Raw genomic sequence first — 12,124 nt, 5'->3', positions numbered from 1 at the left:
CGCCGCGTCCTCGCCATCCGCAAGTACCCAGCCCCACCTACCGCACATGAATCGGGAGAAGTTCGGTGAGCACCTCAACAGCAAATACCTACCTGATAACAGGGGGAAGTGGTTTCGTCGGATCCCACCTGACCGACGCGCTGCTCGCGCGCGGTGACTCGGTGGTGGTCCTGGACAACCTGTCGACCGGACGCGCGGCCAACCTGCACCGGTCGGCGACCGACCCCCGCCTGCGCGTCGTCCAGGGCTCCGTCCTCGACGAGCTCATGGTCGACGAGCTGGTCCACCAGTGCGACGTGGTCGTCCATCTGGCGGCCGCCGTCGGGGTCAAGCTGATCGTCGAGCAGCCGCTGCGCTCCCTGACGACGAACATCCGCGGCTCGGAGATCGTCATCGAGGCGGCGCACCGCTACCGGCGGAAGATCCTCCTGACCAGCACGAGCGAGATCTACGGCAAGAACTCGGGCGGGCCGCTCACCGAGTCCTCCGACCGCATCCTGGGCAGCCCCGCGGTGGTCAGGTGGGCCTACAGCACGGCCAAGGCCGTCGACGAGATCCTGGCCAACGCCTACCACAAGGAGCGCGGCCTGCCGACGATCGTCGTCAGGCTCTTCAACACGGTGGGACCGCGCCAGAGCCCGGCCTACGGCATGGTCATCCCCCGTCTCATCCGGCAGGCGCTCGACGGCACCCCGCTCACCGTCTTCGGCGACGGCATGCAGACCCGGTGCTTCGCCCACGTCAGGGACGTGATCGACGCGCTGTTGCGGCTCCTCGACCACCCCGACGCGATCGGCCAGACCTTCAACGTGGGCTCCAATCACGAGGTGAGCATCCTGGATCTCGCCAAGCAGATCATCGAGCTCACCGGCACCACCTCGGGAATCGACCTCATCTCCTACGCCGACGCCTACGAGCGGGGGTTCGAGGACATGACGCGCAGGGTGCCCGACACCACGAAGCTGCGCGAGCTCACCGGATGGGTGCCGAGGCTCTCGCTCCACGACATCCTCACCGAGACCGTCGCCGAGGCCCGCGCCGATCTGGCGGCGTCGCAGCGGTGAACGGCGCCACCGTCCTCATCGCGGGAGCGGCCGGCTGCCTGCTGAGCGCCGGGGCCACCAGGGAGCTCGGGCGCCTCGCGCTGCGCTGGGGCTTCACCGACCGGCCGGGCGGCTACAAGGCACACGCGCGCCCCATCCCCTACCTGGGCGGCGTCGCGATCATGCTCGGCACCGTCGCCCCTCCGCTCGGGCTCCTGGGCCTGGTCGACGACCAGGTCACCGCCATCGTCATCGCCGCCGTCGCGGTCTGTCTGCTGGGCCTGGTCGACGACCTCGCCCCGCTGTCCCCGCTGACCCGCCTGGCCGTCGAGGCGGTGGCCGCGTGCGGGGTCGTGCTGAGCGGGGTCCAGGCGTCGGTGACCGGAACGTGGCTGGACGCTCCGCTCACCCTCCTGTGGATCGTCGTGGTCACCAACTCGTTCAACCTGCTCGACAACATGGACGGCGCCCTCGGGTCCGTCACGGCGGTCACCGCAGCCTTCCTGGCGGGCACGGCCTTCGTGTACGGCCAGCCGGTCGCCGGCCTGCTCCTGCTGACCCTGGCCCACGCGAGCGTGGGTTTCCTGCTGTTCAACTGGGCACCGGCGAAGGTGTTCATGGGGGACGCCGGGTCACTGTTCATCGGGTTCGTCCTCTCCTGCACGGCCGCCCTGCTGATCACCGGCCGGGACACGACCACCGTGGTCTCGGGCCTGCTGCTGCCGACCTTCGTGGCGACCGTCGACACCGGGGTCGTGCTCCTGTCGCGCAAGAGGGCCGGTCGGCCACTGCTGCGGGGCGGCAGGGACCACGTCTCCCACCGATTGTGCGACCTCGGCCTCGGCACGAGGCTGACCGCCGCCCTGCTCGCCGCGGCCGCGGCCGTCGCCGGCGCGCTCGGCCTGACCGTGGCGCTGGGCTGGGTCTCGCCGCTCATCGCGACGATCGCCGCCGCCGGACCGGCGCTCATCCTCATCGACCTGCCGCAGCGCGTGCGAGCCCGCCCGCAGGCCCAGCCCGGGAACCCTCCGACCATCATCCACGAAAGGCGGCGATAGATCGGTGGACGTGCTCTCCTACATACGGCTCGCGTGCAGGAACTGGCTGCTCATCCTGCTGGCGCTGGTCATCGCGGTGACCGCGGCACTCGTCGTCACCGCCAACACGCCGCCCAAGTACGTCTCGACGATCTCCATGCTGGTCTCGGGCCAGGACAGGGAGGGCAGCCTGTCCACCGCCTACCAGGCGGGGATGTTGTCGGCGCAGCGGGTGAAGTCCTACGCCAACCTGCTGACCAGCCGCAGGGTCGTCAGCCAGATCACCGGCGCCGAGGACGTCGAGCGTCTCCAGCGGAACATCACCGCGGAGGCGGTCCCCGAGACCGTGCTGCTGCGGGCCACGGTCACCGACACCGATCCCTCGCGCGCCGCGCAGCTGGCCAACTCACTGGGGGACACGTTCACCCGGCTGATCGACCAGATCGAACGGCCGACCCCGAACAGCCGGGCCACCGTCAAGGTGACGATCGTCGACGGGGCGGAGACGCCCGTGGCGCCGGTCAGCCCCCGGCCGCTGGTCAACATCGCGCTCGCCGTCGCGATCGCGCTGTTCGTCGCCGTCGGCTCGCTCGTCCTGCGCGACCGCCTGGACACGACCATCAAGACGAGCGAGGCACTGCAGCGGGCGTCGCAGAGCTCGGTGCTCGGAATCATCGACTACGAGCGGGACGCGCGGCGCCACCCCCTGATCGTCCGGGAGCGGGGCAGGTCCTCCCGCTCCGAGGCGTTCCGCTCGCTCCGCACCAACCTGCAGTTCATCGGCGTCGACCGGCAGCCGCGCTCCCTCGTGATCAGCAGCTGCCTGCCCGCCGAGGGCAAGTCCTCCACCTCGGCGAACCTGGCGATCACGCTGGCGCAGGCCGGCTGGCGGGTGGTCCTGGTGGACGGCGACCTCCGCCGCCCGAGCATCCCCGGCTACCTCGGGATCGAGGGGGCGGTCGGCCTGACGGACGTGCTGATCGACAAGGCCCGGCTGCGGGACGTCATCCAGACCTGGCACGAGCCGAACCTGTCGATCCTGCCCAGCGGCCGGATCCCGCCGAACCCGAGCGAGCTGCTCGGCTCCCAGGGAATGCGCCAGGTGCTCGGCAGTCTCACGGAGACGTACGACATGGTGATCATCGACGCGCCGCCCCTGCTGCCCGTCACCGACGCCGCGACGCTCGCGGCGATCACCGACGGCACGCTGCTGGTCGCGCGGTACGGCAGGACCCGGCGCGAGCACCTGGCCCGCGCGGTGGAGACGCTCTCGTCGGTCAACGGCCGCGTGGTGGGGAGCGTGCTGAACTTCACCCCGTCCAGGAACAGCCGGCGCTACGGCTACGACTACGGCTACGAACCCCAGGTCAAGGTGCTCACGAACGCGTGAGCAACCGGAGCGGGACGGCCAGCGAGAACTCGATCGTCCGTCCCGCCCTCCGGTGGGCCCACCGGGAACGTCCGTAGGGGTCGGGGATGTCGGGCCGCTCCACCCTGACCAGCCCTCGCAGCGCCCGCACCTCGTCGAGCAGGGCGCGGGCGCGCCGTACGGGGTCGTCGTGGCCGACGACCGCCTCGGGCGGTACGGCCCGGGCGAGCGCGCCGAACTCGGCGACGGTGAAGGCCCGCCCCGCGGCCGGCAGGTGCCCGGCCACCGACTCGGCCCGGTGACCGGTGGTCGCGGTCAGCACGAGGTCGGCGGCGGCGACGAGTTCCGTGGTCAGCGGCCTGGAGACGAACCCCTCGGGGTCTCCGCCGAGACGGACCAGGACCCGCCGCGTGTGTTCGGCCATCTGTCTTCCCGGTTCCGCGCGGGTGCCCGCGCTGCTCACCCGGAACGCGGGATACCGTCCGAGCGCCGCCGCGGCCAGCCGTTCGGCCAGCGGAGAGCGGCAGAGGTTGCCGGTGCACACGAACAGGATGTGGAAACCGGCGTCGTCCTCCGAAGTCGGCATCGCTCACCTCTCTCCTCGGTTCTCCTCGGTCTCTCCGGTCTCCGGCCTTGTCTCCGGCCTTGTCTCCCGCTTCCCGGCGGCGCGGGAGCGTGCCCGCCGGGGCGGGAGACCCGCCGCACACCGGCGAGCGCGACGGTAGATCGCCCGGCCCCGGCCGCCGCCCACGGCACGCCGGGCTTTACGTTTTCCTGCCGCGCCTCGCCCGCGTGCCTCGTCCGCGTGCCTCGTCCGCGCAGCCTCCACCGGGGACGGTCCGCCCAGGTGGCGAGGACGGCGGCGCGGCGTCCGCCGGAGACCTCAGCGGGTGCCGGAAGCGCCGCCCGGGACGGCGGGGGTGACAGTGGGCACGGCGGGGGTGACAGTGGGCACGGCGGTGGGGACGGCGGCGCCGGCCGGCGCGCAGCCCCGCGGGTCCTGGGTGACCGTGGTGCGCTGGGGACGGACCAGCGGCTGCACGGGGGTCAGCGGCTGCACGGCGTCCGCGGATGTCGCGGGTTCGGTCAGGTCGAGCTCGAGTGTCCTCGACTTCCGGGGATCGAGCTCCAGCAGCACGGAGTAGACGGGGTGGGAACGCTCGACCTCGCTGATGACCCGCACGCGGCGGCCGTCGAGACGCGCGGCGTCGAGCTTGGCGCCGACTCCGGCGTACAGCGACACCCACAGCAGGTTGGATCCGGTCACGTGCTCGCGCCCCGGGGAGTCGAGGCGGTCGGTGACGTAGGAGGGCAGTTCGCCGCCCGGCACGTCGTTGGCGAGCCGGACGCGCACCCGGGCGGGACGCAGGCCCGCCTGGCAGGGGCCCAGCTCGTAGTCGAGGGAGCGATCCAGGTAGTAGTCGAGTTTGCCGCCCGCCGAGTTGTTGACCACCAGTCCCGCGAACGGGCCGGGGCGCCGCGGCAGTACACCGGCGAGCGGGGTCGCCGACAGCAGCCGCTGCTCGGCCGGCCTGCGGCTCCAGATCTGGATCCTCCGCTCGCCCACCATGCGGGACAGCACGGACAACAGCCTGGTCGGCCCGGCGGAGGACTCGGGCAGCGCGTCGGCGACGGCGCCGGCGACGCCGACAAGGAACCGCTTGCGCTCCCCCGGGTCGGGATAGCGGGCGTAGGCCGCGCGTTCGGTGAGGTCGACGACGTTCTGCGCGGTCAGCGTCTCCCCGCCGGGGAGGGTGACCGGCCCGATGAGCTCCAGCAGGTAGGACAGGCCGACCGGGTCGGTCGCGACGGCGCCGTCCAGCCGCCCCCGGTTCTGCCGTTCCCACAGCTCGGCCCAGGTGCCCGCGGCGTAGGGGAAGTGCGGGGAGAGGTTGGAGACGGACAGCAGCCTGGTCGCGCTCGGCCCGTAGCGGGCGCGGTAGTCCGGGCCGTAGTCGGTGACGGGGGTCGCGCTCTCGGCGAGGCCGGTGTTGGCGGCCAGCCCGTGGACGCCGATCCGGCCGTGGTCGGCCTCCAGCACGCCGAACGCGCCGACCAGCCCTCCCGTGCCCCGGGCCTCGGCGTTGGTCTGGAAGGCCAGGAAGTAGCGGCGCGGGCCGTCGTGGCCGAGCATCGGAGGCAGCAGGGCGGCGGCGACGGCCGCGTCGCCGAGTCGTTCGCGCAGCCTGTCCGTCTCGCGCAGCGCGGTCTCGCGCGCCCGGTCCAGCGGCTCCAGCCCGGTCCGCGCCGGGGTGTCCGCCAGCCGGGAACCCGCCCGGGTGAGCCGGACGGTCGCGGCGTCCAGGACCGGCGCCGCGGCGGCGAGATCGGCCAGCGTCCGCCGTATGTCGCCCAGGGAGCGTGTCCTCGCCGCCGTGAGCGCCGCCCCGGCCGTCTGAACGCCGGCCAGCACGTCGGTCAACTCGGCCGCGGTCTCGGCCAGCCCGCGCACGGTGGTCGCGCCCGCTCCCACCAGGGGCGCATGTGCGAGCATCGTCCAGTCCAGGCCGCCGGTGAGCCGCCGCGCCTCGGCCGCGGGCCGGCGCGCGTCCGCGAGCGCCCCGGCCAGCGCGCCGAGGTCGCCCGCGTCCGCCAGGGCACGGAGCCGGAGCAGCGCGGTCCTGGTCTCCTCCAGACGATCGCGCACGCTCAGCCCCAAATGGACCGACCAGCCCCCGGCCAGCGCGAAGACGGAGACGGGGACCAGCAGACCGGCCGCGAGGACTCTTCGTCTGTTCCTAGTCGGCACTGGAAAGGTGGCTGCGGGCAAACCTCTTGAGGTTGTCGGTGAAGTCTCGGTCGGCGAACCCGTGCTTGGGCGTTACGAGGCGGAACCCGCCACCGCCGCCACCGCCGCCACCGCCACCGCCACCGCCAGCGCGACCGCCACCACCGCCGCCACCACCGCCGCCGCCACCGCGACCGCCACGGCCGCCATGGCCATTGCCGCCGTTACCGCCGTTGCCTCCGTCACCACCGCGATCGTGATCGTGATGGTGGCGGTGGCGTGGACGTGGCGGGTAGGGCGGCGGCGGTTTCATGTCCGTGGCGGCCGCCGAGGCGGACACGTGTATTTCGGCGACCGCCGTTCCCGCGGTCAGGGGTACGAGCCCGGCGGTTCCCAGGGCCACCCCGAGCAGAACAGGTATCGTGCGTTTTCCAGCCATTTCAAACTCCCCGCCAGCGTTGAATTCAGGCTCCGGAAGATGACATCCGTAATATGAGTGGCATCTCCACGGAACCCGTTATATCGACCACCACAAAGGGCGGTCCCCGCAACCTGCGGGCCTTACCGAAGGATCGCCGACTGTTCTACGTCCGTTGACACTGGGCGAACCGGCCTCCACCGGAGGCACACCGCGCGCCGCACGAAACGCGACATGAAACGCTGCGCACGCCGGAGCGGCGGCGCGCGGAACCGGCGCGGGACGTCATACGGATCGGGCCCACCGCACGCGGAACATCACGCGGAACGGCGCGCGGCACGGGAGGGGCGGCACGGGGGACGCCCCGTGAGACGTCAGGCGGGGCCGAGGATCAGCGTGCGTCCAGCCGGTAGAGCGGACCCGTCAGGCTGAGGGCGTACAGCTCGCCCTCGTTGTCCTCGCCGAAGGACGACAGCTGCTCGACGCGACCGATCTCCATTCCCGGCCCGGGACGGTCGGCGGCGACGGATCTCACCCATCCGGCACAGAAATCGCCATAAAGGAAATGTCCAGCGAGTTCGGAAATGCGCTCTCCACGGTACACATATCCGGCGATCACCGAACAGTTCCCGCCCTCACGCAAGGGATACTCGATGACCGGAGCGACCGTTTCCGCGGGCGCCTCACCGCGGAACGGGTGATTACCCTCCCTGCGATTCCAGCCGTAGTTCTGGCCGCCCTTTCCCCGCGGCGCGAAATCGACCTCCTCCCAGGAGTCCTGGCCGACGTCGCCGATCCACATGTCCCCCGTTTTCCGGTCGAAGCTGAACCGCCAGGGGTTGCGCAGGCCGTACGCCCAGATCTCGGGCCTGGCGCCCTGCCTGCCGGCGAACGGGTTACCGTCGGGCACCCGGTACGGCGTGCCGCGCGGATCGATCCTGAGGATCTTCCCCAGCCAGGTGCCGGTGTTCTGGCCGTTGCCGTCCGGGTCTCCCCCGCTGCCGCCGTCGCCGAAGGCGACGTAGAGGTGGCCGTCGGGCCCGAAGGCGAGCTGCCCGCCGTTGTGGTTGGCGTACGGCTGCCGCTGGAAGAGCACGTCCCTACGCCCGGTGGCCTTGCCGCCGGCGAAGGCCCACTCGGTGACGTGGGTGTGTCCCTCGGCGTCGGTCCAGTCGAGGTAGAGGAAGTCGCCTCCGGGGTGGAAGGCGACGCCGAGCAGTCCCTGCTCGTTTCCCCTGCTCACCTCCGCCGAGAGGTCGACGACCGGTTCCGGGGCGACCCTGCCGTCCGTCACCGCGCGCAGCCGTCCGCTCTGCTCGGCCACGTAGAGGGTCCGGTCGCCCTTGCGCACGGCCATCGCCACCGGCATGTCGAGCCGCGCGATCTCGGTGAACCGCACCGGGGTCACGGCCTGCGGGGCGGCCGGGGACCGCGCGGCGGATCCGGTGGACGTGGCGGGGCCTGACGGGGAACAGGCCACCGCGCCGGCCGCCAGGACCGCGCACAGCGCGGCCGCTCCCATCCCGGTCCGGCGGGAGATCGACACGTTCCTCATGCCCCCATCATGAACGCTTCCGGAGCCGGACGCGGATCGGATCCGCCACGACCCGGAGGGAGCGCGGCGGCCTCCCCCACCGGCCGGGCGAGTTGCCGGACCGGGGTCCGCGGTCTCTACACTTCGGGCATGCCCTCAGCACTGATCACGGGCGCGACGGCCGGCATCGGTGCCGCGTTCGCCCGCCGCCTGGCCGCCGACGGATTCTCCCTCGTCCTGGTCGCCCGCGACGAGGACCGCCTGACGGCCTCCGCCGAGAACCTGCGCCTGCGCTACGGGGTGGAGGCCGAGGTGCTCGCCGCGGACCTGGCGGCGGAGGAGGGGCTGGAGAAGGTGGAGAAGCGGCTCCGCCAGGGAGTCGACCTGCTGGTCAACAACGCGGGTTTCGGCCATCACGGCTCGTTCCTCGACGTCCCCGTCTCCGACGAGCTGCGGATGCTGAAGGTGCACTGCGAGGCGGTGCTGCGGCTGACGATGGCCGCGCTGCCCGGCATGCGGCAGCGCGACCGGGGCGCGGTGATCAATGTCGCGTCGGTCGCGGCGTTCTTCACCCGGGGCACCTACAGCGCGTCCAAGGCGTGGGTGGTCAACTACAGCGAGTCCACGGCCGCGGAGCTGGCGGGCACCCGCGTACGGGTGATGGCCCTGTGCCCGGGATTCGTCCGGACCGAGTTCCACTCCCGCGCCTCGATGGACACCTCCGGCATACCGGACTTCCTCTGGCTGTCGGCCGACGACGTGGTGAACGAGGCCATGCGGGACCTGGCCCTCGGCAAGCGGGTGAGCGTACCGGACCTGCGTTACAAGGTGATCGTCGGGGCGGGGAGGCTCGTCCCCCGCAACCTGGCGGGCCGGATCTCCCGCCGTCTCGGCCGTAAGTGACGCCACCGGGCCGTCCTCCCGCACGGTGACCCGGGCCGGGAGGGAATGCGTCCCTCCCGGAGGTGCCCGCGGCCGATGACGCCCGCGGCCGGCGAGGCCGCCGTCCGTGCACGGGCCCGCGACCGGCGAAAGGGCCCGTGCCGCGGGAGGGGGTCGCGGCGCGGGCCCTTCCGGTCCGCGGGATCGGTCAGATGTGGATGTTGGCCGGGTGGCCGATCGCCAGGCCGGAGACCGGGTCGAAGAAGTGCAGGTTGCGGGTGTCGACGACCAGCTCGACGTTCTGGCCGGGGCGGACGTGGCTGCGGGAGTTGACGCGGGCGGTCCACAGCGACTTGTCGCCGACCAGCGGCAGCGTCGCCTCCTCCTCGTCACCGGCGTCGGCCGCCGCGACGGTGTCCTGGTGCTGGACCGGCGGGGCGTCGATCAGGAACAGGACGTTGATCTCGGAGCCGAGCTCCTCGGTGACCTCGGCGCGGACCTGCAGGCGGCTCCAGCTTCCGGCGGCGCCGTTGGCGGCGGTGGCGTCGTCGAAGTCGGAGGGGCGGATGCCCAGGATGATCTTCCTGCCGATCCACTGGTCGAGGCCGATCTTCTCGGCGAAGGTCTCGTTGGGCACCGGCAGCTTGAGGCCGGCGAAGGAGACGAAGGCGCCGCCGTCGCCGCGGACCAGCTCGGCGTTGACGAAGTTCATCGACGGGGAGCCCATGAAGCCCGCGACGAACAGGTTGACCGGGTTGTCGAAGAGGTTCTGCGGGGTGTCGACCTGCTGGAGCAGGCCGTCGCGCAGGACGCAGACGCGGTCGCCGAGGGTCATGGCCTCGACCTGGTCGTGGGTGACGTAGACGGTGGTCACGCCGAGACGGTCGTGCAGGGTGTTGAGGGAGGCGCGCATGGAGACGCGGAGCTTGGCGTCCAGGTTGGACAGCGGCTCGTCCATGAGGAAGGCCTGCGGCTCGCGCACGATGGCGCGGCCCATCGCGACACGCTGGCGCTGACCGCCGGACAGGGCGGCGGGCTTGCGCTTGAGGTACTGCTCCAGGCCGAGCATCTTGGCGGCCTCGTTGACCCGCTTGGAGATCTCCGCCTTGGGCATCTTGCGGAGCTTGAGGCCGAAGGCCAGGTTCTCCTCGACCGTCATGTGCGGGTAGAGCGCGTAGTTCTGGAAGACCATGGCGATGTCACGGTCCTTCGGGGGCAGGTGGTTGACCACCCGGCCACCGATGGAGATCTCTCCGCCGCTGATGTCCTCAAGGCCGGCGATCATGCGCAGCGCGGTGGACTTGCCACAGCCGGACGGGCCGACCAGCACCATGAACTCGCCGTCCTTGATCTCAAGGTCAAGGCCGTTCACGGCTTTCACACCGCCTGCGTAGATCTTGTCGACTTTGCTGAGAACGATGGATGCCATGACAGTCCTTAGCGCCTCGGGCCAACCCCGCGTTCACCCGATGTGGATACGTTTTCATGCATCTCACCGGAAAGGGACATCCGTGTCAAGACTTTCCCCGGTACAGCCTAGTCAACGGCGCACCTGTTACCTCTCCGCGCTGGAACGATCACGGAAAATATGCTGGAATCGTTTCCATGAACATACGTCGTACCACCATCAAGGATGTCGCCGAGGCGGCGGGGGTCGGGGTGGCGACGGTGTCGCGGGTCCTGTCCGGCGGCTCCGCCAGCCCCGAGACCAGGGAGCGGGTGCTGAACGTCGCGACCCAGCTCGACTACCGCCCCAGCGCGCTCGGCCGTAATCTGCGCCAGCAGCGCTCGGGCGGGATCGGGCTGCTGCTGCCCGACATCACCGACACCTTCTACGGCCGGCTGGCGGACGGCGTGCTCGCCTGCGCGCGCTCGGCGGGCGAGCCGGTGATCCTGGGCGCGACCGGCGACGACGAGGAGCGCGAGGCCGAGCTGATCGGCATGTTGCTGGAGCAGGGCGTGGACCGGGTGATCGCGGTGCCCTCCGGCGACGGCGAGAGCTGGGCTCCCACCCTGCGCGCGGGAATCACCACGGTGTTCGCCAACCGGGCCGCGGCCGGGCGTGACGACGTGCCCTCGGTGCTGGCCGACGACCGCGCCGGCGTGCTGACCGCGGTGGACTACCTGACGGGGCTGGGCCACCGCCGCATCGCCTATCTCGGCGGTCCGGGGCAGGAGCAGCGGCTGTCGGCGTTCCGCCGGGCGCTGGGCCCCCTGGTGGACGAGGATCTCATCGTGCTCGCGCGCGGCACCAGGGACTCCGCGTACGCGGCCGCGGCCGGGCTGTTCCAGCACCGGCCCGACCTGACCGCCATGCTGGCCGGAGGCAACCTGCTGGGCGAGGCGGCCGTGCTCGCCGCCAGGGAACTGGACCTGCGGGTGCCCAGGGACCTGTCACTGATCATGTTCGACGACGTGCCCTGGGCCGAGCTGTGCTCTCCCCCGCTGACGGTGATCGCCCAGCCGGCGCGGGACATCGGCTACCGCGCGGCCGAGCTGGTCCTGCGCGCGGGCGCCAGGCGCCCGCGCGGCGTGCTGCTGCCCACCGAGCTGATCGTCAGGGGCAGCTGCGGACCTAGAGGGACTTCTCGATCGCCGCGATGACGGCGGGGTCTCCCGGCTCGACGCGCGGGCGGAAGCGGGCCAGCACCTCTCCGTCCCGCGAGACCAGGAACTTCTCGAAGTTCCACTGGACGTCCCCGGCCTCGCCGTCGGCGTCGGACGTCTCGGTGAGCGAGGCGTAGAGCGGATGCCGTTCGTCGCCGTTGACGTCGGTCTTGGCGAGCAGCGGGAAGTCCACGCCGTAGGTGGTCGAACAGAACTCCTGGATCTCCTCGGCGCTGCCCGGCTCCTGCCCCATGAACTGGTTGCAGGGGACTCCGACGACGGTGAACCCCGCCTCGCCGTAGGTCCGCTGGAGCTCGACCAGGCCGGTGTACTGCGGGGTAAGGCCGCACCGGGAGGCCACATTCACGACGAGGACGCTCTTGTCCCCCGCCAGCTCGGCGAGCGTGGTGGGCGCGTCGGCGAGAGTGCGGATTGGAATATCACGGATGCTCATGATCTGCAGCCTAATCCCGCTGTCACGTTTGAGAGTTATGTAGTCCAAAAAG

11 protein-coding genes are annotated in these 12,124 nt (G+C 71.5%); 5 read left to right on the top strand and 6 right to left on the bottom strand.

The features are described from left to right. Nucleotides 1–65 precede the first annotated feature (65 nt). Genes AB0N02_RS07915 through AB0N02_RS07905 form a run of 3 tightly spaced genes read left to right on the top strand, consistent with a single transcriptional unit; the run spans nt 66 to nt 3,470 of the window. Nucleotides 66–1,064 (top strand): NAD-dependent epimerase/dehydratase family protein, encoded by a 999-nt coding sequence (locus AB0N02_RS07915; protein ID WP_363943820.1) that lies wholly within the window; start codon nt 66–68, stop codon nt 1,062–1,064. Further along, nucleotides 1,061–2,101, top strand: a complete 1,041-nt coding sequence (locus AB0N02_RS07910) for an MraY family glycosyltransferase (RefSeq protein WP_363943819.1) — start codon at nt 1,061–1,063, stop codon at nt 2,099–2,101. Before AB0N02_RS07915 ends, AB0N02_RS07910 begins: the two co-directional genes overlap by 4 nt. A gap of 4 nt (nt 2,102–2,105) precedes the next feature. After that, nucleotides 2,106–3,470: a polysaccharide biosynthesis tyrosine autokinase gene (locus AB0N02_RS07905; protein ID WP_363943817.1), complete on the top strand. Its 1,365-nt coding sequence runs from the start codon at nt 2,106–2,108 to the stop codon at nt 3,468–3,470. Here the strand turns inward: AB0N02_RS07905 and AB0N02_RS07900 are convergent. The 4 genes from AB0N02_RS07900 to AB0N02_RS07885 all read right to left on the bottom strand — a co-directional run bounded on the left by AB0N02_RS07900 (nt 3,457) and on the right by AB0N02_RS07885 (nt 8,150). Next, nucleotides 3,457–4,035: a hypothetical protein gene (locus AB0N02_RS07900; RefSeq protein ID WP_363943815.1), complete on the bottom strand. Its 579-nt coding sequence runs from the start codon at nt 4,033–4,035 to the stop codon at nt 3,457–3,459. The genes AB0N02_RS07905 and AB0N02_RS07900 overlap by 14 nt on opposite strands. Before the next feature lie 297 nt (nt 4,036–4,332). Further along, nucleotides 4,333–6,198: a DUF4012 domain-containing protein gene (locus AB0N02_RS07895; RefSeq protein ID WP_363943814.1), complete on the bottom strand. Its 1,866-nt coding sequence runs from the start codon at nt 6,196–6,198 to the stop codon at nt 4,333–4,335. Between the two features lie 72 nt (nt 6,199–6,270). After that, complete coding sequence (locus tag AB0N02_RS07890; RefSeq protein ID WP_363943812.1) at nt 6,271–6,423, bottom strand: hypothetical protein; 153 nt, start codon at nt 6,421–6,423, stop codon at nt 6,271–6,273. A gap of 563 nt (nt 6,424–6,986) precedes the next feature. After that, the gene (locus AB0N02_RS07885) at nt 6,987–8,150 is read right to left on the bottom strand and encodes a PQQ-dependent sugar dehydrogenase (RefSeq protein ID WP_363943811.1); all 1,164 of its coding nucleotides are present in this window, start codon (nt 8,148–8,150) and stop codon (nt 6,987–6,989) included. 129 nt (nt 8,151–8,279) lie between these two features. Between AB0N02_RS07885 and AB0N02_RS07880 the strand changes: the two genes are divergently transcribed. Continuing rightward, nucleotides 8,280–9,032, top strand: coding sequence for an SDR family oxidoreductase (locus AB0N02_RS07880; RefSeq protein ID WP_363943810.1), 753 nt, complete (start codon nt 8,280–8,282; stop codon nt 9,030–9,032). A 187-nt stretch (nt 9,033–9,219) separates the two neighbouring features. Here AB0N02_RS07880 and ugpC read toward each other — a convergent pair whose 3' ends face one another. Next, nucleotides 9,220–10,440, bottom strand: a complete 1,221-nt coding sequence (ugpC, locus tag AB0N02_RS07875; protein ID WP_363943808.1) for a sn-glycerol-3-phosphate ABC transporter ATP-binding protein UgpC — start codon at nt 10,438–10,440, stop codon at nt 9,220–9,222. A gap of 176 nt (nt 10,441–10,616) precedes the next feature. Between ugpC and AB0N02_RS07870 the strand changes: the two genes are divergently transcribed. Continuing rightward, the gene (locus AB0N02_RS07870; RefSeq protein ID WP_363943806.1) at nt 10,617–11,615 is read left to right on the top strand and encodes a LacI family DNA-binding transcriptional regulator; all 999 of its coding nucleotides are present in this window, start codon (nt 10,617–10,619) and stop codon (nt 11,613–11,615) included. Here AB0N02_RS07870 and AB0N02_RS07865 read toward each other — a convergent pair. Continuing rightward, a complete protein-coding gene (locus tag AB0N02_RS07865; protein ID WP_363943804.1) occupies nt 11,587–12,072 on the bottom strand; it encodes a glutathione peroxidase in 486 nt (161 codons plus the stop codon). The genes AB0N02_RS07870 and AB0N02_RS07865 overlap by 29 nt on opposite strands. Nucleotides 12,073–12,124: the final 52 nt, after the last annotated feature.

The organism is Streptosporangium sp. NPDC051022 (assembly GCF_040683035.1).
Taxonomy (GTDB): domain Bacteria; phylum Actinomycetota; class Actinomycetes; order Streptosporangiales; family Streptosporangiaceae; genus Streptosporangium.
Note: the sequence above shows the minus strand (reverse complement) of the source record. Positions and strands in the feature narration are given on the sequence as shown.